Here is a 24185-nt window from a genome sequence, read left to right as displayed (position 1 = left end):
ATTCCGGCCACCTGAACCTGGGGATGCGCCACATAGCGCAGGCCCGGCATGACAGAGATCCCAGCCTGGGGATGGTGCCGCCCCGGAATTCAATAGCTTTGGGTCGAACGCCGCGCCTTTGCCACCGCCGGCTGTTTGGGCTGCGAGACCGGCTTGGGTGGGGTAAAAACAAGCCTGACCGGGCCCTTCTTGAACGGCGCCATGCCCTCACGAGCGAGTTCGTCGGCGCGTTCGTTCTCGGTATGGCCGGCATGGCCCTTGACCCAGATCCAGGTGACCTTGTGACGCCGATTGGCTTCATCCAGCGCCTGCCAGAGTTCGCCGTTCTTGACGGGCTTCTTGTCGGCGGTCTTCCAGCCGTTCTTCTTCCAGCCATGGATCCACTTTGAAATGCCGTCCATGACATATTTGCTGTCGGTGTGAAGATCGACCGTGCAAGGTTCCTTGAGCGCATTCAGCGCCGAGATGGCGGCAAGCAATTCCATACGGTTGTTGGTCGTCTCGGCCTCGCCACCCGATAGTTCCTTGGTGGCGCCGTTGAAGCGCAGGATCGCGCCCCAGCCGCCCGGGCCAGGATTGCCCGAACAGGCGCCATCGGTGAAGATCTCAACGTGTTTGCTCATGCCAGCCCATATTCCGAAGCAGATTTGATCGTCCGATGAAACCGCATTCTCCTGATGTATTCGGTCGGATCGCGTTTCATTACCAGCCCGCCATCGGGAACGGTCAGCCAGTCATACAGCCGGGTCAGCATGAAACGCAGCGCCGAGCCCCGTGCCAGCATCGGAAGTGCCGCCTTTTCCTGATTACTCAGAGGCCGCACATCCTGGTAGCCGGCAAGCAACGCCTTGCCCTTGGTGAGATTGAAGGAAAAATCCTTCTCGAAACACCAGGCGTTCAGGCATGTGGCGACGTCATAGGCGTAGAGGTCGTTGCAAGCGAAGTAAAAATCAATCAAGCCGGAGAGCTTCTCGCCGAGAAAGAACACATTGTCCGGGAAAAGATCGGCATGGATGATGCCTTCCGGGAGACCCTTCGGCCAATTCCGCTCGAAGTCGGCGAAGTCGACGTCGACTTCGGCCGCAAGGCCCGGCTCGACCTCATCGGCACGGTCGCGAGCTGCCGACCAGAGCTTGCGCCAGCCGTCGATGGCGAGCGCATTGGGGCGGGTCATCGGAAAGTCGGCACCGGCCAGATGCAGGGAGGCCAGCGCCTTGCCGACCTCGGCGCAATGGATCGATGTCGGCCGCCGGAGCGAGAGACCCTCGAGGAAAGTGATGATGACGGCCGGCCGGCCCGCCAGCGTGCCGATGACGCTGCCGTCATGCGCGGTTACCGGCAGCGGGCAGGACACGCCCTTTTTGGCGAGATGGCCCATCAACCCGAGGAAAAACGGCAGATCCGCCTTTTCGACCCGTCTTTCATAGAGCGTCAGGATGTAAGAGCCGCTGGAGGTGTGCAGCAAAAAATTCGAGTTCTCGGTGCCCTCCGCGATCCCCTTGTAGGAGAGGAGATCGCCGACTGGGTAGTGCTTCAGGAATGCGCCGAGTTCGCCTTCCGCAACGTCGGTGTAGACCGCCATGTGCCTTACGGCGCCCCGTTGACGAAAGCCATGTCGGCCGCCGTCAGTTCGACATCGCGCAGTACCCGCATGACGGGAAAATCCTCCGTTTCGGTGGCCGTGATGGCCAGGTCGATCGTGACATCGAAGCGCTGGCGGAATGCATCGATGATCTCGTCGACGATGATCTCCGGGGCGGATGCCCCCGCCGACAGACCGAGCGTCGAGATGTCTCCGATGTCGTCCCACGGAATCTCGGCGGCGCGCTGCACGAGAAGCGACATGGTGGCGCCGGCACGCTCAGCCACTTCGACAAGACGCCGCGAATTGGAGGAATTGGGCGCGCCGACGATCAGGTAGAGATCGGCGCCAGCGGCGGTATCCTTGACCGCTTCCTGGCGGTTCGTGGTGGCATAGCAGATCGATTCCGCCGCCGGCGCCTGCAAATCGGGAAATCGGTCCTGCAGCGCGCGGATGATGCCGGCCGTGTCCTCGACCGATAGCGTGGTCTGGGTGACGAAGCCGAGCGCCTTCGGGTCCGTCGGCGCAAGCCTCGCGGCATCGGCTTCGGTCTCGATCAGCGTTACCGCGCCCTCCGGCAATTGTCCCATCGTGCCGATGACCTCGGGGTGTCCGGCATGGCCGATCAGGAGCACGTGGCGGCCGAGCCGCTGGTGGCGCATCGCCTGCTTGTGGACCTTGGAGACCAGCGGACAGGTGGCGTCGAGATAGAACAAATTGCGCGCCTGGGCATCCGCCGGTACCGACTTCGGCACGCCATGCGCGGAAAAGACGACCGGCGACTGCCGATGTTCGGCCGGAATCTCGGAAAGTTCCTCGATGAAGACGGCGCCAAGGCTTTGCAGACCCTCGACGACATAGCGGTTGTGCACGATCTCGTGGCGGACATAGACCGGCGCGCCATATTTCTTCAGCGCCAGCACGACGATCTGGATAGCACGGTCGACGCCGGCGCAAAAACCGCGCGGCTGGCAGAGGCGGATCGTCAGAGAAGGCTTTGTCGTGGTCTGAAGCATGAATCCGGGCCGTTTGATCAGAGCCGAAATGAGGTGCCTACCCCCGTCCTGTCAAGGGCGATGGCCCTTCAAGCGGGTCGGTCGCGCTCATTCCTCTTTCGCTGGCCTGCGAAGCCGCAGGATGAGAACGGCGGCAAGTGCCGCGGCAAGCCCATACCAGGTCATAGCATATTGCAGATGGCTGTTCGGCAGGTCGATGATGGTGACACCGCCGATGGGCAAACCGCCCGGATTCGGCGTCTTGTCGGCGTCGATGAAGATTGGCACCAGCTTGGCGCTCGTCGGCAAGCCAGCGCTCGCCGCCATCACGTCACGGTCCTTCCAGTAAAAGATGTTCTTCGCCACGTCGTTGTCGGGAAGCATCATCGACGGCTTTGCCGGCAGCGGATTGCGAGCGAGGCCGGTGACCGTGACCTTGCCCGCGACCTGTCCCTTGGCGCGCTTGGCGGCATCCTTCAGATCGTATGGCACGAAACCGCGATTGATCAGGACGAAGCGGCCATCGTCGAGGGCCAGCGGCGTGTAGACGTTGAAGCCGGCTTCGCCTTCCCATGTCGCGTAGAAATGCCGCTCGCCCGAATGCAGGAACGTGCCGGTCACCGTCACCGGCGTGTAGTCGACGTCCCCAGTCGAGGCGAATTGTTTCTCCACCTCGGCCAGCGGGAGCGGCGGCGAGTGGGTGCGCTGGTCGATGGTCTGGATAAGACCTTCCTTCCAGTGCAGGCGCTGGACCTGCCAGGTGCCGAGCGCCAGCAGGATCAGGAGCAGGACGAGGCCAATGCCAAGCAGCAATACCGATCCTGGCCGCGAACGACCGCCCTTGGCGGACATGTCGGTCATTCGCCGCGATCCAGCCGGCCCTCGGCCGCCTTGTTGCGGTACTGCAGCGTAAGCAGCACTCCCTTGATCAGCCGGAGCGCCGTCAGGCACAGCACCAGCGCCAGCGGGATCCAGACCAGCAGATGCAGCCAGAGCGGCGGGCTCAGCGTCACTTCGACCCAGAGCGCCAGGCCGACGATGATGAAGCCGATGATCAGGATCACGAAAACCGCGGGCCCGTCGCCGGCATCGGCATAGGAATAATCAAGACCGCAATTGGTGCAGCGTTTGCCTACGGTGAGAAAGCCGGAAAACAGCCGCCCCTCGCCGCAGCGCGGGCAGCGTCCATGCAAGCCCGCGGAAATAGGGTCGATCGGAGGCCAGATCGCCTTGTCGTCGCTCATTGCTTACCGCTCAATCCTGATGGGTGTTCCATCGATCACCACCGCCCAGACTTCGTCCATGCCGGAGTCCGTAACGGCAATGCCGCCGTCGGTCCAGCCGACCAATTGAAGCAGCCGCCGAATCCGTTCGGCTGGCCGTGGATCATGATCATGCCGCCGGCATCGACACTGCGCGCCCTCGCAACCGCCCGGATCGCATTGCACCGAAAAGAAGAAGGGCGGCCACGTTGCCGCAGCCGCCCCTTCAAAAATCATCAGACCGGTATCAATGGGCTTCGATTACCGCGCCGACCGATCCCCAGACATAAATCGAGGCGAACAAGAACAGCCAGACCACGTCGACGAAATGCCAGTACCATGCGGCAGCCTCGAAACCGAAATGCTGCTTGGGCGTGAAATCGCCCTTCATGGCCCGGATCAGGCAGACGGCCAAGAAGATGGTGCCGATGATGACATGGAAGCCGTGGAAGCCGGTCGCCATGAAGAAGGTGGCGCCATAGATGGAATCCTTGAAGGCGAACGGAGCATGCATGTACTCGTAGGCCTGCACCATGGTAAACAGCATGCCGAGGCCGACGGTCAGCACCAGCCCGTTGATCAGGCCCTTGCGATCACCGTGGATAAGGGAGTGGTGCGCCCAGGTGACCGTGGTGCCCGACAACAGCAGGATCACGGTGTTGTAGAGCGGCAGATGGAAAGGATCGAGAACCTCCATGCCCTTCGGCGGCCAGACGCCGCCGGTGAACGCGGTGCGGGCATATTGATGGGCTTCGCTCGGAAACAGGCTGGCATCGAAATAGGCCCAGAACCACGCGACGAAGAACATCACCTCGGAGGCGATGAACATGATCATGCCATAGCGCAGATGCAACGACACGACCCGCGTATGATGGCCCTCATGCGCTTCCTTGATCGTGTCCGACCACCAGGCGAACATGGTGTAGAGGACGATCGCGAGGCCGATGAAGAACAGCCACGGATTGGCGATGTTGAAGCCGAAGATCGGGAACGAGCCGCCCTTCAGGTATTCCATGAGGCAAACGCCGCCAAAGGCGGTGACGAGCGCCCCTATCGATCCCAGGAAAGGCCACGGGCTCGGGTCGACGAGATGATAGTCGTGATGTTTTGCGTGCGCGTCTGCCATATCAACCCCCGAGATTTCCTTCGGTATTTGAAATTGTCTTGCTGTTGCCCTGGACCGGCTCCGACGATGCGACCGGCTTGTTCTTCTCGACCGGAAACATCGTGTAGGACAGGGTGATCGTCTTCACGTCCTTCAGTTCCGGCACGTTGACGATATCGGGGTCCACGTAGAACAGGACCGGCATGTCAAGCGTTTCGCCGGGCTTCAGCGTGGTGTCGGTGAAGCAGAAGCATTCGACCTTGTTGAAATAGGGACCCGCCAGTTCAGGCTGGACATTGAAGGTGGCGCGGCCGGTGATGGGGCGATCGAACTTGTTGGTCGCCTGATAGTGCGCCTGCACCGTCTCGCCGATCTTCATGGTCATCGAGCGCTGGACCGGCTGGAAATCCCACGGCACGCCGGCGATATTGGCATCGAAGCGGACGGTGATCTCGCGATCGAGCACGCGGCCGGCATACTGCTTCTCGACGCGTTGCGTCGTGCCGCCATAGCCTGTCGCCTGGCAGAACATCTTGTACAGCGGCACCGCGGCATAGGCCATGCCGATCATGCCGGTGAAGAAGGCAAGGCAGACGGCCGCAACAAGGCGGTTGCTGTTGTGCCCGGCCGGTTTGGCGCTCGTGTCGACACCCATCTCCCGCCTCACATCGTGCCAGAGAGGTTATGACCGAACTTCACGATCGTCGCGATATAGAAGATAACGACCAGCACGGCCAAGGCTACGCCGATGGCGACCGAGCGGTTGCGCCGGGCCTTCCGCTGGCGTTCGGTCAAGGTGACCGTTTCGAGCTTGTCTTCGATCATGCTCATGCTCCACCCACCGCAAGTGCACGTTCGACGACGCTGTCGGCGAGATAGACGGCGAAGATGGCGAAGAGATAGAGCAGCGAATAGCCGAACAACGCCTTGGCTGGCTTCATCGCGCGATCGTCGTCGGACATGCCAAGCACTTTCCACGCATACCAGACAAAGCCGAGCCCGAGCAGCAGGGCAGCCACGCCATAGAACGGCGTGGTGTAGCCAAGCAGCCACGGCAGCACACCGACCGGGGCCAGCACCAGAGCATAGGCGAAGATCTGACGGCGGGTCGACGCCGGGCCGGCGACATTGGGCATCATCGGGATGCCGGCGCGTTCATAATCCTGCGACTTGAACAGCGCCAGCGCCCAGAAATGCGGCGGCGTCCACAGGAAGATGATGAGGAACAGGACGACGCTCTCCAGGCTGACCGTGCCGGTCACCGCGGCCCAGCCGATCACGGGCGGAATGGCGCCGGCAGCACCGCCGATGACGATGTTCTGCGGCGTCCAGCGCTTCAGCCACATTGTGTAGACGACGGCATAGAAGAAGATGGTGAAGGCCAGCAGCGCCGCCGACAGCCAGTTGACCAGCACGCCGAGCGTCATCACCGACAAAACCGAAAGCACCAACCCAAAGCTCAACGCCTCGTGGGGCTGGATGCGGCCGGCCGGCACCGGGCGGGTGGCGGTGCGTGTCATCACCGCGTCGATATCGGCATCGTACCACATATTGAGCGCGCCGGAGGCACCAGCCCCGATGGCAATAGCCAGGATCGCGATCACCGCCAGCAGCGGATTGATGGTCACGGGTGCCGCGACCAGTCCGACAAAGGCGGTGAACACCACCAGCGACATGACGCGCGGCTTCAGGAGGGCGAAGAAATCACCCGCCGTCGCTTCCGACATGCGGAAGCCCGCTTCGTCAATGCTGGTTTCGTCGACAAGGGCCATGCGTACTCAAATCCATATTCCGTTTGGCCGAAACCGCCGGCAGGCCGGCGGTTTCGATTCCGGGCTGCCGCCTTATTTGATCTTCGGCAGCTGCTCCCATTGGTGGAACGGCGGCGGCGACGGCAGCTGCCATTCCAGCGTCGTTGCGCCCTCGCCCCATGGATTGGCGCCAGCGATCCGCTTCTTCTGGAAGGCTTCGAACACGCCATAGAGGAAGATCACCACGCCGACGGCCGAAATGTACGAACCGTAGGACGACACCATGTTCCAGCCCGCAAACGCGTCCGGATAGTCGATGGTGCGGCGCGGCATGCCGGCAAGGCCGAGGAAGTGCTGCGGGAAGAAGACAAGGTTGACGCCGACGAACATGACCCAGAAATGGGTGTTGGCGATGACGGGCGAATACATGTAGCCGGTCATCTTCGGGAACCAGTAGTACCAGCCGGCGAAGATGGCGAACACCGCCCCCAGCGACAGCACGTAATGGAAGTGCGCGATCACGAAATAGGTGTCGTGCAGCGACCGGTCGAGACCGGCATTGGCCAGCTGAACCCCGGTAACACCACCGATCGTGAACAGGAAGATGAAGCCCAGCGCCCACAGCATCGGCGGCTTGAACGATATCGATCCGCCCCACATCGTCGCGATCCAGGAGAAGATCTTCACGCCCGTCGGCACCGCGATGACCATGGTGGCGAAGACGAAGTAGCGCTGCGTGTCGAGCGACAGGCCGGTCGTGTACATGTGGTGCGCCCAGACGATGAAGCCGACCGCGCCGATCGCGACCATGGCGTAGGCCATGCCGAGATAGCCGAACACCGGCTTGCGCGAGAAGGTGGAGACGATATGGCTGATGATGCCGAAGCCCGGCAGGATCAGGATATACACTTCCGGATGGCCGAAGAACCAGAACAGGTGCTGGAACAGCAGCGGATCGCCGCCGCCATCGGGAGCGAAAAAGGTCGTGCCGAAATTGCGGTCGGTAAGCAGCATGGTGATGCCGCCGGCAAGGACCGGAAGCGACAACAGCAGCAGGAATGCGGTGACCAGCACCGACCAAGCAAACAGCGGCATCTTGTGCAGCGTCATGCCTGGCGCGCGCATGTTGAAGATGGTGGTGATGAAGTTGATGGCACCCAGGATCGAGGACGCGCCGGCAATGTGGATCGACAGGATCGCCAGATCCATGGCCGGACCGGGCTGACCGGAGGTCGAAAGCGGCGGATAGAGCGTCCAGCCGCCGCCGACGCCGTAGGCGCCAGGCGCGCTCGGCACGAACATCGAGATAAGCAGCAGGATGAAAGCCGGCGGCAGCAGCCAGAACGAGATGTTGTTCATGCGCGGGAACGCCATGTCCGGGGCGCCGATCATGATCGGCACCATCCAGTTGGCAAAACCGCCGATCAGGGCCGGCATGACCATGAAGAAGATCATGATCAGCGCGTGCGCCGTGGCGAAGGCGTTGTACATGCTCTTGCCGCCGTCGATCGCGGCGTCACCGTTCATGCCGTAGACCATCTGCGCCAGACCGCTGAAGATCTGGATGCCAGGCTCCTGCAACTCCATGCGGATGGCGACCGACAGCGCGCCGCCGATGATGCCGGCCATGATCGCGAAGATCAGGTAGAGCGTACCGATGTCCTTGTGGTTGGTCGAATAAACCCAGCGCACCCAACCATGATAAGGCTTGTGGTCGTGCCCGTCGTGAGCTGCAGCGTCTGCCATGTTCCGCTCCGTTCCCTAAATCTTGCTAACCCGCGGCATCAGTTGCCGGCGGCCGCTACCTTGTTCTGGCCATCGACCTCGGCCATCAGCGTCTTGTTGGCGCCGGGCAGATCGGTCTTGGCCGCAGCCAGCCAGGTCTTGAACTGCGCGTCGGAGACGACGCGGATGGCGATCGGCATGAAGGCATGGTCCTTGCCGCAGAGCTGCGAGCACTGGCCGTAGTAGAGGCCTTCCTTCTCCGCCTTGAACCAGGTCTCGTTGGTGCGGCCGGGAATGGCATCGATCTTGATGCCGAAGGACGGCATGGCGAAGGAATGGATCACGTCGGTCGCGGTGACGAGCACCCGGGTCATCGTGTGGACGGGCACCACCATCTCGTTGTCGACGGCAAGCAGGCGCGGATAGACCTTGCGATCTTCCTTGCCGGCGGCGGCACGGTCGCCATCCTGGAGGATCGCCGAGTTGAACGAGAGCGTGTTGTCGGTCTGGTATTCGTAATCCCAGTTCCACTGGTTGCCCGTCGCCTTGACGGTGAGCTTGGCTTCTTCCGGCGGCGTGTACTGCGCGGTCAAGAGCTGGAACGAGGGGATGGCGAGGCAGAGCAGGACGACGACGGGGCCGACAGTCCAGATCACCTCGATCAGCGTGTTGTGGCTGGTCTTGGACGGAACCGGGTTGGCGCTCGCGCGGAATTTCACGATGCAGTAGATCAGAAGGACCAATACCAGGGCGGTGATCGGGATGATGAACCACATCGTGTAGTTTCCGAACCACTCGATCTGGCGCATCATGTCGGTTGCCGGCGCCTGGAAGGTCGTCTCCCACTCGACGGGCTGATCGGCATGGGCGGCCGTGCCGGCGAAAAACGTGGTAACGGCACAAGCGCTTAGAAACTTGGCACTTGCTGGAAGCTTGGCGTTTGCCAGGAAATTTCTCATCGCCCTCTTCGTCTCCCAGTTCCTCGCGGCTGTGTCCACGAGAATAACGAACAATGCCGGGACGGGAATCCCGACTGTCTCAAGCTGGTTCAAACCATACTCTTTTTCCCTCCGCAAGAAAGGAGCGGAGGAAACCGTGCGGCATTTTTGCGCGCAAGCCGGAATGCATCTTTGAAGGCGGCGGCCGCCATGGCGAATCGGCTATGTTCAACGGATCGGCTGCTTCCTGCCGGCCGGCGCGCCTGGCGTCGTAATTCGGGCGAAATTGGCTAGGAAAAGCGCCGCATGGGCATTTTCGTGGCGGCTCGGCCGCTGTCTCGTCCTTTACTTGGCTTTGGCGCGGCTTAAAGTGCCGTGATTCGCAATGGAGCCGTCATGAACTCTTGGCTGTCGGGATTTGGGCTTTCGAGCCCCTTGGCGAAGGTCATCTTTCTCGCCGCCTTGTCCGTCGCCGGCTTGTCGGCCGCCGGCCAGGCCAACGCGGCCCAGCCGAGCGGCACGGTGCGCTCGACCCATGGCGCGTGGTCGATCATCTGCGACACGCCGGCCGGCGCCACGTCCGAACAATGCGTGATGATGCAGAACGTCGTCGCCGAGGACCGCCCCGAGATGGGGCTGTCGGTCGTGGTGCTGCGCACCGCCGACAACAAGGCGGAGATCCTGCGCGTGCTGGCGCCGCTCGGCGTGCTCTTGCCCAACGGGCTCGGCCTCAATGTCGACGGCAAGGATATCGGCCGCGCTTATTTCGTGCGCTGCTTCCAGGACGGCTGCTACGCTGAGGTCATTCTCGAGAAGCCGCTGCTCGATACGCTGAAGACCGGCACGTCGGCCACGTTCATCGTCTTCCAGACGCCAGAAGAAGGCATCGGCATCCCGGTGGACCTCAAGGGTTTTGCCGACGGATTTGCGGCCCTGCCGTAGACTCCCGCGCCTCGACCCGGGAGCTGCCGATCAACGATAGGTTTTCCGGACCTGGGATAGATCCGGGACGCCGCCGCCCTGCATTTGAATGACGATTGGCGATTGTCTGGGCGCGGCTTCGCGCCTACATCCCGGATATAACCATTCATCCACGGACATACGCCATGAACAGCCTTATCGGCCAATTCGATATTTCCGACGATCGCGTCAAGGAGATCGTCGCAGAGACCATCAACGGCGCCGACGATGGCGAGTTGTTCGTCGAATACAGCGAGAGCGAAGCGCTGATGTTCGACAACGGTCGGCTGAAGACGGCCAATTTCAACACCGACCAGGGTTTCGGCCTACGCGCGGTTGCCGGCGAAGCCAGCGGCTATGCCCACTCCAGCGACCTGTCCGAGGCTTCGCTGCGACACGCGGCTAACGCCGTCTCGACCGTCAAGGGCGGTTATTCCGGAACGCTTGCCGCCGCGCCCGCCCGCACCAACCGCCATCTCTATGGCGATGAGAACCCGATCCCCTCCCCTTCCTTCGAGGCCAAGGCGAAGCTGTTGCAGGAAGTCGACGCATGGCTGCGCGCCGAGGATCCGCGCGTGCGCCAGGTCTCGGCATCGCTGACCTCGTCCTGGCAGCATGTCGAGATCGTGCGCGCCGACGGCCAGGTGGTGCGCGACATCCGGCCGCTGGTCAGGGTGAACGTGTCGGTGGTGGTCGGCGACGGCGACCGCCAGGAAAGCGGCTCCTACGGCATGGGCGGACGCAAGGCGTTCGGCGACTTCCTCGTCGAGGACAGCTGGAAGCACGCCGCCAAGGAGGCGCTGCGTCAGGCGCTGGTCAATCTCGAAGCCGTACCGGCGCCGGCCGGCACTTTCGACATCGTGCTCTCCAGCGGCTGGCCCGGCGTCATGCTGCACGAGGCCGTCGGCCACGGGCTGGAAGGCGACTTCAACCGCAAGAAGACATCCGCTTTCGCCGGCCTGATGGGCCAGCAGGTGGCGGCAAAGGGCGTCACCGTCGTCGATGACGGCACGATCGCGGAACGACGCGGGTCGCTCACCGTCGACGATGAAGGCACGCCTTCGGCGCGCAACGTGCTGATCGAGGACGGCAAGCTGGTCGGTTACATGCAGGACCGCCAGAACGCCCGGCTGATGGGCATGCGGGCCACCGGCAACGGAAGGCGCGAGGGCTACGCGCACCAGCCGATGCCGCGCATGACCAACACCTACATGACATCGGGCGACATGGAGCCGGACGAGATCATCGCCTCGGTCAGGAACGGCATCTATGCCGTCTCCTTCGGCGGCGGCCAGGTCGACATCACCTCCGGAAAGTTCGTGTTCGGCTGCACCGAAGCCTACATGATCGAGAACGGCAAGGTGACGCAACCGATCAAGGGCGCCATGCTGATCGGTAACGGGCCCGACGCCATGCACCGCGTTTCGATGATCGGCAATGACATGAAGCTCGACAACGGCATCGGTATGTGCGGCAAGGCTGGACAGGGCGTGCCGGTCGGCGTCGGCCAGCCGCACCTCAGGATGGACCAGATGACGGTCGGCGGCACAAGGGTTTGAAGCCGCCTCGTGGCCAGTCTGCTAGGTCTTGCTCACAGACCGGCGCGACGTGGCATACAGGATCAGGAAGCCGATAACGCCGCCGATCGCGTACTGGGTCCATGCACTCAGGTAGTCGACGGTCCCATCATGGCCCGAGACATAGAGTGCAGCGCCGACAAACGTCATGACCGCGACGCCAAGCGCATAGGATGGCACCAGCCCCACACGCGTGAATTTTCTCAAGATCCAAGCGAGCACCGCACCGGTGAGCGCCATGATGAGAGCCGAACCAAAAATCTCGGCAACAAAACCTGGTGAAATCATCTTCTCCCCCTATCCCAATTTGGATTATGCCTTTTTGCGGGGCAGATTCAACCGCAGTGGCGATGATCCACAACTTTAGCGATAAATCTGGCTGGGATTTCGGGGCAGACTGCATGACGCGACCAGTCTCGCTGAGCAGGGCTAAGCGCCTAACGTCTTTTCCGCGGCTTCTCCAGCAAGGCAACAGCCTCGACATGGGGCGACCACAGAAACTGATCGATCGGCGTCACGCTTTTCACCGCGTAGCCGCCGTCGATGAGGATGCGCAAATCCCGCGCGAGCGTCACCGGGTTGCAGGAGACCGCGGCAACGAATGGAACATCCGAGCGGGCGATCTGCTTCGACTGATCCTCCGCGCCCGCGCGGGGCGGATCGAAGACAACGCCATCAAAGGCGTTTAACTCCTTGAACGTCAGCGGACGGCGGAACAGGTCTCGGCGCTCGCCGGTCACGCGTTTCAGGCCGGTGGCGAAGCGTGAACCCCGATCGAGCGCCGAAAGTGCGGCCGCATCGCCCTCCACCGCATGCACTTCCGATCTCGCGGCCAACCGCAGGGCGAAGCTGCCGCAGCCGGCGAAGAGATCGGCAATTTTTTTGGCACGTTTCAGATGTCCGCCGACGATATCGGCCATGGTCCGTTCGGCTGCCTCCGTCGCCTGCAGGAAGGCGCCCGGCGGCACCGCGACGGCAACGCTGCCGAACATGACGACAGGCTTCTTCGGCTCGATGATGATCTCGTCATCGATGGACAGTCTGGCAAAGCCCTGCGCAATGACAAAATTGGCGGCGATGCGGCGCTGGTTTTCGCCGAGCTTGCCCGATTCATGCACCGCCACGTCGAGGCCGGAATCCATCACTGTGACCGCCATGCGAAACGATTTCGGGGTGGCGCAGATCAATTCGGCGAGTGCCCTCAAGCCGTCGAGCGCGCTGACGATCCCAGGCAGCGAGATCGGGCATTCGGAGATGGAAATGATTTCCGGCGACAGATGGCGATTGAAGCCGAGCAGCATGCCTGTTTCGGTGCGCCTGGCGGCGAGCACGACGCGGCGGCGCGTGTGCGGCGCGCAGGCGACCAGACCGCCTATTTCGCAATCGATGCCTCTCAGCGCATGCACGACCTTCTCGCGCTTCCACTGCTGATAGGCTTGCGCCTCCAAATGCTGGAGGGCGCAGCCGCCGCACTCGCCGAAATGGCGGCAGGCGGGTTCGATGCGCAGGGGCGAGGCCTCGATCAGCGCCATCAGCGTGGCGCGATCCCTTTCACGCGCCGCGGTGACAACCTCGCCTGGCAGCGTGAAAGGAATGAACAGATCGCCGCTTTCGGTGTCGGCGATGCCATCTCCCTGGGCGCCAAGCTTTTTGATGGTGAAGCGTGCACTCATCGGTCCTTGACCCCACCAAGCAGGAATTCGCGATTGCCGTCACCGCCCTCGATTGGCGACAGATGCAAGCCGAGCGAGCGCCAGCCGGGCACGGCATCCAGCCAATCCTGCAGCAAGCCGGCGACACGGGCGGCATGATAGGGGTCTTTCAGCAGGCCGCCCTTGCCGATCGCCTCGCGACCCGCCTCGAACTGCGGCTTGACCAGAAACATCGCTGCGGCACCGGGCTTGGCGATGGCAAGCGCAGGCGGCAGGGCCAGTTTCAGTGAAATGAAACTGACGTCGGAGACTATGAAGTCCGGACTGCGGCCGCCAAGATCGGCGGTTGAGAGATCGCGGGCGTTCAGCCCCTCGATGACCGTCACGCGCGCGTCCTTGCCGATATCAGCATGCATCTGTCCGTGACCGACATCGATCGCCGTGACATGGGTCGCGCCGCGTTCGAGCAGGACCTGGGTGAATCCGCCGGTCGAGGCGCCGATGTCGAGCGCCTCACAGCCGGCCGGATCGAGGCCGAAATGGTCGAGCCCGGCGATCAGCTTCAGCGCCGCGCGTGAGACATAGCCTTGGGCCGGGTCATCAACGGCGATGACGCATTCCGGTTGCACGGCCTGACCCGGCTTGCGGCCAATGACGCCATCAACCGTTACCGTACCACGTTCGATCGCGTCACGTGCACGCGAGCGGCTGGAAAACAGCCCACGCGCTACGAGCAGATCGTCGAGCCGCTGGCGCGTGCTGGCTGGCCGGGGAAAATTCATCGGTCTTCCTTGGCGAAAGCCGGCGGCGAAGGCAAGGAGATTGGAGCAGGAGAAGCAACATCGCCGAGGGCAGCGACCGCAGAGAGCCGCTCGCGGCCAGTCGCATATCGCATCAGGTCGGCCACGATGATAAGGAAGAAACGCCGTTTTGCTGCCGAAGGCGAAGGAGGACGGATGCTTACGGGAACCTGCCATTGCGGTGCGGCCCACTGGACCTTGAAGGGCGATCCCGGGCCGATCACCGCTTGCAACTGCACGCTGTGCCGACGTTACGGCACGCTCTGGGCCTACGACTTTGTCGATGAACGTATCCGCGTCGTGGGGCCGATAAAAAGCTATAAACGTGCCGGCAAGGCCGAACCCACGCTCGAGATCCTGTTCTGCCCGACATGTGCGTGCGTGCTTGCCTGGCGCGGTTTGCGCCCAGCCGAGTCCGGCCGCACGCGGATCGCCGTCAATGTAAGGCTTGCGCCGCCGGAAGCCGTGGCCGACCTGCCGATCGACCATTTCGACGGTCTCGAGACCTACGACGATCTGCCGCGCGATGGCCGCTGCGTGCGCGACATGTGGTTTTGATTTGGGTGGTTTGATTTGGGCGAGATCAGAAGATGGTGCGGGGAGCCTGCCGTTCGACGGCGGGAGACAGGCCGTCATCCCGATCGCGGGCAACTTCCCTGCGCGGGCGCTCGACTGGCGCGGCGGATGCCGATGCGGCGTCCGGCGGGACAACAAGCTGCGGCAGCTGCTTGTAGGAGAAGCCGCCCCTGATATGCCCCATCCTGCTGGCGACTATATCCACGGCCGCCTTCTCGAGATTGCGGTCGTAGCGCGTTCCGGCGATGGCCGGCGCTGCGATGGCGGTCAGGATCGCCATGCCGCACAGAAGCGTCTTCACTGTTGTTGTCTCCCTGCCTGGCCAGAACCTAGCAGCGTGCCGTTGAAAAACGGGCAAGAGACACGGTAAGCAAAACGCCAAACCGCAATGTCAACAATGCGTTACGACATCGAGCCGGCAAACCGATTCAAGCGCTTGATGTGTCGAGTCAGGCGCGCTGGGCGCGGAGCGCCTGCCCGAGGGCGGTGAAAACCGTATGGACGATGCCGGCGGCATCGAGACCGGCATCGGCATACATCTTTTCCGGCTTGGCGTGGTCCGCAAACACGTCCGGTAGCACAAGCGGGCGCACTTTCAGGCCGCTTTCCAGCAGGCCCTCATGGGCGAGGAACTGCAAAACGTGACTGGCGAAGCCGCCGACGGCGCCCTCCTCCACCGTGACCAGAACCTCGTGCGAGCGGGCCAGCCGTCGGATCAGGTCCTCGTCGAGCGGCTTGGCGAAGCGCGCATCGGCGACGGTGGTCGAAAGCCCGGCCGCGCCCAGCTCCTCGGCCGCGATCAGGCAATCCTGCAAGCGCGTGCCGAAGGACAGGAGCGCCACCTTGCTGCCTTCCCTGACCATGCGGCCCTTGCCGACTTCGAGCACCGAGCCGCGATCGGGCATGTCGACGCCGACGCCATTGCCGCGCGGATAGCGGAAGGCGATCGGGCCGTCATCGTAGGTTGCCGCGGTGCGCACCATGTGGCGCAGTTCCGCCTCGTCGGCCGCCGCCATGACGACGAAGCCCGGCAGGGAGGCCAGGAAGGTGGTGTCGAAGGCGCCGCAATGGGTGGCGCCGTCGGCTCCGACGAAGCCGGCGCGATCGATGGGGAAGCGCACCGGCAATTTCTGGATCGCCACGTCGTGCACGACCTGATCGTAGGCACGTTGCAAGAAGGTCGAATAGATCGCCGCGAACGGCTTGTAGCCTTCTGTCGCGAGGCCGGCCGCGAACGTCACCGCATGCTGTTCGGCGATGCCGACGTCGAAGGTCCTGGCCGGAAACACTTCGCCGAACAGATCAAGCCCGGTGCCGCCCGGCATGGCGGCGGTGACGGCGACGATGCGCTCGTCCTCCTGGGCCTCCCGGATCAGGCTTTCGGCGAACACCTTGGTATAGGCCGGCGCGTTGGCCGGGGCCTTGGCCTGAGCGCCGGTGATGACGTCGAACTTGTTGACGCCGTGATATTTGTCGGCCGCGGCCTCGGCCGGCGCGTAGCCCTTGCCCTTCTGGGTGACGACATGGATCAGCACGGGGCCCTTGCCATTGTCACGAACATTTTTCAGCACCGGGATCAGATGGTCCAGATTGTGGCCGTCGATCGGACCGATATGGTAGAAGCCGAGCTCCTCGAACAGCGTGCCGCCGGTGACGTAGCCGCGCGCATGCTCGACCGCCCTGGTGATGGCACGGTCGGCACGCTTGCCAAGATACGAGGTCAGTTTCTTGCCGAAGTCGCGCAGGCCGACATAGGCCTTGCCAGAGGCCAGGCGCGCCAGATAGGCGCTCATGGCGCCGGTCGGCGGGGCGATCGACATGTCGTTGTCGTTGAGGATGACGATCAAGCGGGCATCGAGCGCGCCGGCGTTGTTCATCGCCTCGTAGGCCATGCCGGCCGACATGGCGCCGTCGCCGATGACAGCGATGACATTGTTGCGGCCGCCGGCAAGATCGCGGGCCGCCGCCATGCCGAGGCCGGCCGATATCGACGTCGAGGAGTGGGCGGCGCCAAACGGATCGTATTCGCTCTCGGTGCGGCGGGTGAAGCCGGAGAGGCCGCCCTCCTGCCGCAGGGTGCGGATGCGATCGCGGCGCCCGGTCAGGATCTTGTGCGGATAGGCCTGGTGGCCGACATCCCAGATCAACCGGTCATCGGGGGTATTGAAGACATAGTGCAGCGCCACGGTCAGTTCGACCACGCCAAGCCCGGCGCCGAGATGACCGCCGGTGCTCGACACCGCGTCGATCAGTTCGAGGCGAAGCTCTGATGCCAGTTGCGGCAATTCGCTTTCGGAAAGCGTGCGCAGCTCGGCCGGGATACGGACCTTGTCGAGAAGCGGCGTGTGCGGCGTTGCGTTCACGGGTAGGCCCAAGCTTCTGTTCATGCGCGGGATAGGCCGCCGGCAGGCGAAAGTAAATGCCTGCCAAATGACGCGAAAGGCACGCCCCGTCGTCGACTTCCTCAGCCTTCCGGCAGTGGAATGAACTCTTCCTCATCGCCGGGAACGATGTCGAAGCGGCCGGTCTTCCATTCTTGCTTGGCCTGTTCGATGCGCTCCTTGGAGGACGAGACAAAATTCCACCAGATGTAGCGCTTCGAGCCCAGCGAGGCACCGCCGAAAAGCATGAAATGGGCACCAGCCTGTGAGGATACGACGATCTCGTCGCCGGGCCGGAACACCAGAAGCCGTTCCGCCGGAAACACGTCGCCGGAAATCGAGACCTCGCCTTCCAGCGTATAGATGGCGCGTTCTTCCGCGTCGGCAGGGATTTTCACGCTGGCGCCGGGCGCCAGCCTGAGGTCGGCGTAGAGCGTCTCGGAATCGGCCCGCACCGGGGAACGCAGCCCCTGGAAATCGCCTATGACGATGCGGCCACTGACGCCTTCCGCGTCGATGTCGGGAAGCCGCGCGACAGCGGTGTTTTCGAAAACCGGCGCCACTTCCTCCTTGCCGTCCGGCAGCGCCAACCATGTCTGCAGCCCCGAGATCGACATCGGCGCGCCGCGCAGTTCTTCCGGCGTGCGCTCCGAATGGACGATGCCGCGGCCGGCGGTCATCAGGTTCACGTCACCCGGCTCGATCACCATCTCGGTGCCGAGCGAATCGCGATGCCTGATCCTGCCGTCGAACAGGTAGGTGACCGTCGACAGGCCGATATGAGGATGCGGCCGGACATCGAGCGCCTGACCGGCACGAAGGATGGCCGGGCCCATGCGGTCGAAGAAGATGAAGGGACCGACCAGCCGCCTTTTGGCGGTCGGCAAGGCGCGGCGAACCTGAAAACCGCCAATGTCCTTGGCGTTCGGAATGACCATCAATTCGATTTGGTCGCTGGCAAAGGCATCGCCGGCTTCAGGGTCCTTCCCGGGAAAGAAGCTCATGAACTCTCCTTGTCAGCGGCCGATGGCTGCTTTGGCCAGATCAGGCAAAGCGGATCGCCGCCTTCGCCCGCAGCTTGGCCGCAACCTCCTCGCGATTGCGCGGATGCTGGTTGGTTTCAAGCGAATCGAGAAGCTCGCGCGCCGACGCCGCGATGGCCTCGACGGCATGGTCGAATGCGTGCTGGTTCTGCTTCGAAGGCCGCGTCGTTCCGCTCAGCTTGCGAACGAATTGAAGGGCTGCATCGCGCACCTCGTCGTTGGTCGCCGGCGGATCAAAATTGAACAGGGTCTTGATGTTTCTGCACATCGCTTCCGTATCTCCTCTTGTCCTGGAGCCGTTTCAATCGGGACGCGTTCTATCCTCAATCATGATCGTGTCAAAAACCAGAGAGACGGCTGCGTGCCTCAATCCGCGTCCAGCGGCTCCGTCCCGACCGGCTTGCCGTCGCGGGACAGCCTGATCTTCTCCACCTTGTCCTCGGCCGCCTTGAGCAGCCGGTCGCAATGCACCTTCAGCGCCTCGCCGCGCTCGTAGATCCTGATCGACTGGTCGAGCGGCACATCGCCACGCTCCAGATCATCGACGATCTTCTCCAGCGCGTCGAGAGCCTGTTCGAAGCTCATCGCCTTGACGTCTTCGTTGGTTTCACCAGCCATCATTCATCCTTTCATCAGTCGCCCGACATGGGCGGCGACCGAAAATGCCAATCCTTGCAGATCGTAGCCGCCCTCGAGCAGGCTGACGAGCCGGTTGCCGCTGTGGCGCGCCGCGCGCTGCATGAGTTGGCCGGTCGCCCAGTCGAAATCATCCTCGGTCAGGTTGATCTCGGCCAGCGGATCGCGATGATGCGCGTCGAAGCCGGCCGAAATGATGATCAGGTCGGGTGCAAAATTGTCGAGCGAGGGCAGCACGCGCGACAGGAAGGCATCGCGGAACGCCTCGCTGCCGGTCTGCGGCGCAAGCGGCGCGTTGACGATGTTGCCGGCGCCGGTTTCGTTCTTTGCTCCGGTGCCGGGGTAGAGCGGCATCTGGTGCGTCGAGCAATAAAGCACGGACGGATCGTCCCAGAAAACATCCTGCGTGCCGTTGCCGTGATGCACGTCCCAGTCGACGATGGCGACGCGTTCGATATCGTGTTTGCGCTGTGCATAACGTGCGGCGATGGCCGCCGTGTTGAACAGGCAGAAGCCCATCGCCGTCGCTTTCTCCGCATGATGGCCGGGCGGCCGGGCGGCGACGAAAACGTTGTCTGCCCTGCCGGCAAAGACGTCGTCGACGGCGGCGTTGGCGGCGCCGATCGCGGTGATCGCCGCTTGCCAGCTCTTCGGGCTGGCCGTTGTGTCGGCATCTATGCGGGCGATGCCCGTATCGGGAATGGCGGCGCGTACCCGCTCGACGAAATCCTCGGGATGCGCGTAGAGAATGGTGGCCTCGTCGCCTTGTGGCGCCTCGAGGCGATCGAGCGCGGCAAAAGCCTCGTCGTCGAGCACGCGCTCGATTGCGCGCAAGCGGTCCGGCCGCTCCGGATGGCCGGGTGGCGTGATGTGCTCGAGGAAGATCGGATGGGTGTAGAGACGAGTGGCCATGCTCCCTATCTAGTGCCCTGGCGCGGCGATGGCCATGCGTTGCGGCCTGATGGTTGGGGAAAATCGCGCTTGCGTCCGTTCGCGTCGCCGCGGGGATTGGCGGCGCAGGGGCTTCGTCGTAAAGTCCCGGCCACTGCCTGGTGCCCGCCGCGAGCGGGAGAATCGGGAACACGGTTTGATACCGTGGCGTGCCCAACGCTGTAAGGGGGACCGCGCCGGTAAATGCCACTGTCGATGACGGGAAGGCGCCGGATGCGGGTTGATCCCGAGCCAGAAGACCGGCCTGGCAGGCATCGTCATCCGCATGGTCAGGCGGACGGCAGTTGATTGCAATCGCAAGGGGACAAGCGATGCCGGACAATATGACCATCCCCGTGGGTGACGGATTCGACCAGATGGCGCGCGATGCGGTCTACCGCGCCATGTTCACGCGGCGCGATGTCCGCAGCCATTTTACATCAGAGGCCGTCGACGACGAGGTCTTGGCGCGGCTGCTGCTTGCCGCCCATCACGCGCCATCGGTCGGCTTCATGCAGCCATGGAATTTCATCGTCATTCGTGGCACCGAACGACGGGAACAGGTGCGCGACCTGTTCCTCGCGGCGCGCGAGCAGGAATTGCCGGCGATCGAGGAAGAGCGGCGGGCGCTCTACCGCAAGCTCAAGCTGGAAGGCATCTGCGAAAGCGCGCTCAATATCTGTATCACCTGCGACCGCCGACGCTCACAGGGTTCGCCGCTGGGACGCTGGCACAATCCCGAGATGGATCTCTACAGCACGGTCTGCGCGGTGCAGAATTTCTGGCTGGCGGCGCGCGCCGAAGGCGTCGGCGTTGGCTGGGTCAGCATTATCGAGGCGCAGGCGTTGAAAGGCCTTCTGTCGATTCCCGAGCATGTGACGCCGGTGGCCTATCTCTGTGTCGGCCGTGTCTCGGAGTTCGCGCCGAAACCGGACCTCGAAACACATGGCTGGGGGCGGCGGCTGCCGCTGCCCGAGCTGATCATGAGCGAGACGTTTTGCGGACAGGGCGAAGTTCCGCTCAAATCAACGATCGCACGCCTCAAGGCGGCAACATGCGAAAAGTCTGACAAACCCTTGATTTGACGATACGGCATGCGCAGCGCGCTGCCGGCGGCCTGCCGTCGTCAGGCGGCTCCGGCATCCTTCCTCAACAATCCTTCGAGCAGTTGCTTGAATGCCGCCACCACGGTCTTCGACGTCGCTTCCGGGTCGTTCGAATTGGCGATCCGCTGCGCCGCCTGGCTGCTCGCCCCGTTGATCAGCCGTGCCGCGGTCTCGGGGTCTACGCCCGGGACAATCACCCCGTCGCCCTGCAGCGTCGTCAGGTGATCGGTCATCGACGCGACGCAGGCATTGGCGTTCGGCCATTGCGCGGGATCCCCCAGCACGGCCGGACCGTCCCGAAACATGATGCGCTGGATTTCCGGCTCCAGCGCCATTTCGATGTAGCTCGTGCATTCGTCGACGAAGCTTTGCCAGCGGGTCGGTGCTTTCGCTGCAACCTCATTCACCCGTGCCGCCATCTCGGCGTCTATCTCGGCGATAACCGCCTGCAAAAGCCCCTTCTTGTCCCCGAAATGATGATAGAGCGCACCGCGCGTCAGCCCTGCCGATGCGGTGAAATCATCCATCGATGCCTCGGCATAACCGATCGTTCCGAACGCATGCCGGGCCGCGGCAATCAATTTGGCGCGCGTTTCGGCGATCATTTCCCTGCGGGGCTTGTGCATCTCTTCTGGCCTTATCTACATACGTCACGTATGCCAATTGACATACGCGACGTATGATCTATTTAGTATTCATACGCATCGTATGTAATTTCCGAATCGCCTTTTGTCGAGGAACGGACCATGCAGAACCCCTATTCCGAGATCTTTCGAGCCCCTGGCGCCAAGGGCTTTGCCGCTGCAGGCTTCATGGCGCGCCTGCCGATCGCCATGGCGCCGATCGGCATCGTGGCGATGCTGTCGCAGACGCGTGGCGAATACTGGCTGGCGGGTGCCGTCTCGGCGACATTCGCGCTGGCCAACGCTTTCCTGGCGCCGCAGATCTCCAGGCTGGTCGACCGCCTCGGCCAGACATGGATCGTCGTGCCCACCACCATCATCTCCGTGCTGGCATTCCTGCTGCTGATTGCGTCGGCCAACCAGGATTGGCCGGTATGGACAATGTTCGTGTCGGCGCTGCTGGCAGCGGCCATGCCCAGCATGCCGGCAATGGTGCGCGCGCGCTGGACCGAGCTTTTTCGCGGCCGGCCGGAGATGAACACCGCCTTCGCCTTCGAATCGGCGGCCGACGAACTGGTCTATATCGCCGGCGCGTCGCTGTCGGTGGGCCTCAGTGCGGCGCTGTTTCCGGAAGCAGGCATGCTGGCGAGCACGTTGTTTCTCGCTTTGGGCTCGATAGCATTCATCCTGCAGCGATCGACCGAGCCGAAAGTGCGGCCGGTGGACCATGGTTCGACTGGCTCGGCAATCCGCCTGCGGCCGGTACAGATCATCACCTTCGCCCTAATCTTCATCGGCGCGACCTTCGCGACGACGGAAGTGAGCACCGTGGCGATCACCAAGGAGTTCGGCCAAGCCGGTGCCGCAAGCCTGGTGATCGGCGTCTATGCGCTGGGATCGTTCGTGTTGGGCATCGTGGTCGGCGCGCTCAACCTCAAGACGCCGCTACAGCGCCAGCTGACCGTCGCGGTCGCCATCATCGCAGTCAGCACGATTTTGCCGCTCACCGCCGACAGCGTGCCGATTTTGGCGCTGACCGTCTTCATCAGCGGCGTGGCGATCTCGCCGACTTTCATCACGGCATTCGGCCTGATCGAACGGCATGTGCCGGAAGCGATGCTGACCGAGGGCATTACCTGGGTGACAACGGGGATCGGCATCGGCATGGCGCTGGGCTCTTTCGCCGCCGGCGCGGTGGTGGATGCGTTCGGCGCCCAGAACGGGTTCTGGGTCTCGGTGGTCGCGGGCGGCATCGCGCTGGTCACGGTGCTGCTCGGCCAGCGCAGTCTTGCCACTCACAAATGCGAGTTGGATGGGTGTGAAGGGGCCGTCGCTGCCGCGGAATGAACCATGACGCGTCCGGTTCAGCGGATCGGACGCTATCGCCGCCGTCGAACCTAGAGAATCTCGGTCTTGGCGATGTGGATGCCAAAACCTTCGAGGCCGACATAGTGGCGCTCGCGCGAGGCGATCAAATTGATCGAGGAAATGCCGAGATCCTTCAGGATCTGAGCACCGAGCCCGATCTCGCGCCATTCATTCTCGCGGCGGCGCGCCTCTTCGTGGTCCTCCCGGTCGCCGCTCGCCGGCCGGTTGCGCTCCTGGTGGGCGACACCGACCGAGCCCTCGCGCAGATAGACGATGACGCCGCGCTTGCGCTCGCCCATCGCCTTCATGATGGCGTCCAGCCGGTGGCTGGTGCCGAAGACGTCGGTCACCACGTCCTCGGAGTGCAGACGCACAGGCACCTCTTCTCCGTCGCGGATGTCGCCGAAGACGACGGCGACATGGTGCATGGAATCCCACGGCAGCGTGTAGGTGAAGACTTGCGCCTTGCCGCCGAGCGTGTCGATCTCGGAGCATGCCACGCGTTCGACCAGTGTTTCCTTGCGTTGCCGATAGGCGATGAGGTCGGCGACCGAGACCTGCTTGAGGCCGTGCTCCTCGGCAAAAGCCGCGACCTGCGGGCCGCGCTTGACGGTGCCGTCATCATTGACCAGTTCCGAGATCACGCCGATCGGCGGCAGGCCGGCGAGCTTGCACAGATCGACGGCCGCCTCGGTATGGCCCGAACGCATAAGCACGCCGCCTTCGCGCGCGATGAGCGGGAAGATGTGGCCGGGGCGGACGAAATCGGAGGCGCCGACATTGCCGTTGGCGAGATTGCGCACGGTCAGCGTGCGGTCGTCAGCTGAAATGCCAGTCGTGGTGCCGTGCTTGAAATCGACGCTGACGGTGAAGGCGGTGGTGTGCGCCGAATCATTGTCGGCGACCATCGGCGCAAGGTTGAGGCGCTTGGCCTCCTCGCGCGGCATCGGCGTGCAGACGATGCCCGAAGTGTTGCGCACGATGAAGGCCATCTTTTCCGGCGTGCAATGGACGGCGGCGACGATCAGGTCGCCCTCGTTCTCGCGCCCGTCATCATCCATGACGACGACGATCTCGCCGCGCTCGAAGGCCCGGATTGCTTCGACGATCTTCTTCTGGTCGTAAGACATGGAATGCTCGCTTCGCTCGCAGGGAATAGGGAGTAGGCAATAAGG

The 24185-nt window shown here is 63.1% G+C and carries 27 protein-coding genes, 1 pseudogene and 1 riboswitch; of the genes and pseudogenes, 5 read left to right on the top strand and 23 right to left on the bottom strand.

Translation table 11 applies throughout. The features are described 5' to 3' along the window. Window positions 1-89: 89 nt before the first annotated feature. The 12 genes and pseudogenes from rnhA to coxB all read right to left on the bottom strand — a co-directional run bounded on the left by rnhA (window position 90) and on the right by coxB (window position 9496). Window positions 90-623: a ribonuclease HI gene (gene rnhA, locus FJ426_RS05210; protein WP_140559383.1), complete on the bottom strand. Its 534-nt coding sequence runs from the start codon at window positions 621-623 to the stop codon at window positions 90-92. Continuing rightward, entirely contained in the window at window positions 620-1582 is a 963-nt protein-coding gene (locus FJ426_RS05205) for a homoserine kinase (protein ID WP_140559382.1), read from the bottom strand. Before FJ426_RS05205 ends, rnhA begins: the two co-directional genes overlap by 4 nt. Window positions 1583-1587: 5 nt before the next feature. After that, the gene (ispH, locus tag FJ426_RS05200) at window positions 1588-2598 is read right to left on the bottom strand and encodes a 4-hydroxy-3-methylbut-2-enyl diphosphate reductase (RefSeq protein ID WP_140559381.1); all 1011 of its coding nucleotides are present in this window, start codon (window positions 2596-2598) and stop codon (window positions 1588-1590) included. Between the two features lie 87 nt (window positions 2599-2685). After that, window positions 2686-3438, bottom strand: coding sequence for an SURF1 family protein (locus tag FJ426_RS05195; RefSeq protein ID WP_181172722.1), 753 nt, complete (start codon window positions 3436-3438; stop codon window positions 2686-2688). Further along, window positions 3435-3821, bottom strand: a complete 387-nt coding sequence (locus FJ426_RS05190; RefSeq protein WP_140494962.1) for a DUF983 domain-containing protein — start codon at window positions 3819-3821, stop codon at window positions 3435-3437. Before FJ426_RS05190 ends, FJ426_RS05195 begins: the two co-directional genes overlap by 4 nt. A gap of 3 nt (window positions 3822-3824) precedes the next feature. Next, window positions 3825-4009: pseudogene (locus FJ426_RS31705) on the bottom strand (L,D-transpeptidase family protein); the annotation flags it as partial. 77 nt (window positions 4010-4086) lie between these two features. Next, window positions 4087-4965: a cytochrome c oxidase subunit 3 gene (locus FJ426_RS05180; protein WP_140494964.1), complete on the bottom strand. Its 879-nt coding sequence runs from the start codon at window positions 4963-4965 to the stop codon at window positions 4087-4089. 1 nt (window position 4966) lies between these two features. Beyond that, window positions 4967-5599 (bottom strand): cytochrome c oxidase assembly protein, encoded by a 633-nt coding sequence (locus FJ426_RS05175; protein WP_140514826.1) that lies wholly within the window; start codon window positions 5597-5599, stop codon window positions 4967-4969. Between the two features lie 8 nt (window positions 5600-5607). Beyond that, on the bottom strand, window positions 5608-5769 hold the full coding sequence (locus FJ426_RS05170) for a hypothetical protein (RefSeq protein ID WP_140494968.1): 162 nt from the start codon (window positions 5767-5769) through the stop codon (window positions 5608-5610). Window positions 5770-5771: 2 nt separating this feature from the next. Continuing rightward, window positions 5772-6716 (bottom strand): heme o synthase, encoded by a 945-nt coding sequence (locus tag FJ426_RS05165; RefSeq protein WP_140494970.1) that lies wholly within the window; start codon window positions 6714-6716, stop codon window positions 5772-5774. A 72-nt stretch (window positions 6717-6788) separates the two neighbouring features. Then, a complete protein-coding gene (gene ctaD, locus FJ426_RS05160) occupies window positions 6789-8441 on the bottom strand; it encodes a cytochrome c oxidase subunit I (protein ID WP_140494972.1) in 1653 nt (550 codons plus the stop codon). 38 nt (window positions 8442-8479) lie between these two features. Then, complete coding sequence (coxB, locus tag FJ426_RS05155) at window positions 8480-9496, bottom strand: cytochrome c oxidase subunit II (RefSeq protein WP_181167186.1); 1017 nt, start codon at window positions 9494-9496, stop codon at window positions 8480-8482. Between the two features lie 258 nt (window positions 9497-9754). On the opposite strand from coxB, the gene FJ426_RS05150 reads away from it, so the two are divergent. Beyond that, on the top strand, window positions 9755-10300 hold the full coding sequence (locus FJ426_RS05150) for an invasion associated locus B family protein (RefSeq protein ID WP_140494976.1): 546 nt from the start codon (window positions 9755-9757) through the stop codon (window positions 10298-10300). A 164-nt stretch (window positions 10301-10464) separates the two neighbouring features. Continuing rightward, on the top strand, window positions 10465-11877 hold the full coding sequence (gene tldD, locus FJ426_RS05145) for a metalloprotease TldD (protein WP_140824765.1): 1413 nt from the start codon (window positions 10465-10467) through the stop codon (window positions 11875-11877). 21 nt (window positions 11878-11898) lie between these two features. Here tldD and FJ426_RS05140 read toward each other — a convergent pair whose 3' ends face one another. From FJ426_RS05140 to FJ426_RS05130, 3 genes are all read right to left on the bottom strand, one after another. Next, a complete protein-coding gene (locus tag FJ426_RS05140; RefSeq protein WP_140494980.1) occupies window positions 11899-12183 on the bottom strand; it encodes a hypothetical protein in 285 nt (94 codons plus the stop codon). A gap of 149 nt (window positions 12184-12332) precedes the next feature. Beyond that, window positions 12333-13568 (bottom strand): class I SAM-dependent RNA methyltransferase, encoded by a 1236-nt coding sequence (locus FJ426_RS05135; RefSeq protein ID WP_140824763.1) that lies wholly within the window; start codon window positions 13566-13568, stop codon window positions 12333-12335. Beyond that, window positions 13565-14329 carry a TlyA family RNA methyltransferase gene (locus tag FJ426_RS05130; RefSeq protein ID WP_140514818.1) on the bottom strand — a complete coding sequence of 255 codons (765 nt, stop codon included), beginning with the start codon at window positions 14327-14329 and terminating at the stop codon, window positions 13565-13567. The genes FJ426_RS05135 and FJ426_RS05130 overlap by 4 nt, the downstream gene beginning before the upstream one ends. A gap of 174 nt (window positions 14330-14503) precedes the next feature. Here FJ426_RS05130 and FJ426_RS05125 point away from each other — a divergent pair, with 174 nt between their 5' ends. Beyond that, on the top strand, window positions 14504-14905 hold the full coding sequence (locus FJ426_RS05125; protein WP_140514816.1) for a GFA family protein: 402 nt from the start codon (window positions 14504-14506) through the stop codon (window positions 14903-14905). A gap of 25 nt (window positions 14906-14930) precedes the next feature. Here FJ426_RS05125 and FJ426_RS05120 read toward each other — a convergent pair whose 3' ends face one another. The 6 genes from FJ426_RS05120 to FJ426_RS05095 form a co-directional block, all read right to left on the bottom strand. Continuing rightward, window positions 14931-15224, bottom strand: coding sequence for a hypothetical protein (locus tag FJ426_RS05120; RefSeq protein ID WP_140520807.1), 294 nt, complete (start codon window positions 15222-15224; stop codon window positions 14931-14933). A gap of 148 nt (window positions 15225-15372) precedes the next feature. Then, a complete protein-coding gene (gene dxs, locus FJ426_RS05115) occupies window positions 15373-17310 on the bottom strand; it encodes a 1-deoxy-D-xylulose-5-phosphate synthase (RefSeq protein WP_181172721.1) in 1938 nt (645 codons plus the stop codon). A 77-nt stretch (window positions 17311-17387) separates the two neighbouring features. Then, the gene (locus FJ426_RS05110) at window positions 17388-18308 is read right to left on the bottom strand and encodes a pirin family protein (protein ID WP_140498066.1); all 921 of its coding nucleotides are present in this window, start codon (window positions 18306-18308) and stop codon (window positions 17388-17390) included. A gap of 40 nt (window positions 18309-18348) precedes the next feature. Then, window positions 18349-18615, bottom strand: a complete 267-nt coding sequence (locus tag FJ426_RS05105; RefSeq protein WP_010914875.1) for a DUF2277 domain-containing protein — start codon at window positions 18613-18615, stop codon at window positions 18349-18351. Between the two features lie 98 nt (window positions 18616-18713). Further along, a complete protein-coding gene (locus tag FJ426_RS05100; RefSeq protein ID WP_140498064.1) occupies window positions 18714-18965 on the bottom strand; it encodes an exodeoxyribonuclease VII small subunit in 252 nt (83 codons plus the stop codon). A 3-nt stretch (window positions 18966-18968) separates the two neighbouring features. Further along, the gene (locus FJ426_RS05095) at window positions 18969-19895 is read right to left on the bottom strand and encodes a histone deacetylase family protein (RefSeq protein WP_140559379.1); all 927 of its coding nucleotides are present in this window, start codon (window positions 19893-19895) and stop codon (window positions 18969-18971) included. A 121-nt stretch (window positions 19896-20016) separates the two neighbouring features. Then, a riboswitch (cobalamin riboswitch) is annotated at window positions 20017-20197 on the top strand. Between the two features lie 48 nt (window positions 20198-20245). Here FJ426_RS05095 and bluB point away from each other — a divergent pair. Then, window positions 20246-20998 (top strand): 5,6-dimethylbenzimidazole synthase, encoded by a 753-nt coding sequence (bluB, locus tag FJ426_RS05090; protein WP_140520811.1) that lies wholly within the window; start codon window positions 20246-20248, stop codon window positions 20996-20998. A 41-nt stretch (window positions 20999-21039) separates the two neighbouring features. Here bluB and FJ426_RS05085 read toward each other — a convergent pair whose 3' ends face one another. Next, entirely contained in the window at window positions 21040-21645 is a 606-nt protein-coding gene (locus tag FJ426_RS05085) for a TetR/AcrR family transcriptional regulator (protein ID WP_140559378.1), read from the bottom strand. A gap of 120 nt (window positions 21646-21765) precedes the next feature. Between FJ426_RS05085 and FJ426_RS05080 the strand changes: the two genes are divergently transcribed. Continuing rightward, window positions 21766-22989: an MFS transporter gene (locus FJ426_RS05080; protein ID WP_140559377.1), complete on the top strand. Its 1224-nt coding sequence runs from the start codon at window positions 21766-21768 to the stop codon at window positions 22987-22989. 50 nt (window positions 22990-23039) lie between these two features. On the opposite strand, the gene ribB is transcribed toward FJ426_RS05080, so the two are convergent. Then, complete coding sequence (ribB, locus tag FJ426_RS05075; RefSeq protein WP_140514808.1) at window positions 23040-24140, bottom strand: 3,4-dihydroxy-2-butanone-4-phosphate synthase; 1101 nt, start codon at window positions 24138-24140, stop codon at window positions 23040-23042. Window positions 24141-24185: the final 45 nt, after the last annotated feature.

Origin of the sequence: Mesorhizobium sp. B2-6-4, from assembly GCF_006441495.1 — a bacterium.
In the GTDB taxonomy this organism is placed as follows: domain Bacteria; phylum Pseudomonadota; class Alphaproteobacteria; order Rhizobiales; family Rhizobiaceae; genus Mesorhizobium.
Note: the sequence above shows the minus strand (reverse complement) of the source record. Positions and strands in the feature narration are given on the sequence as shown.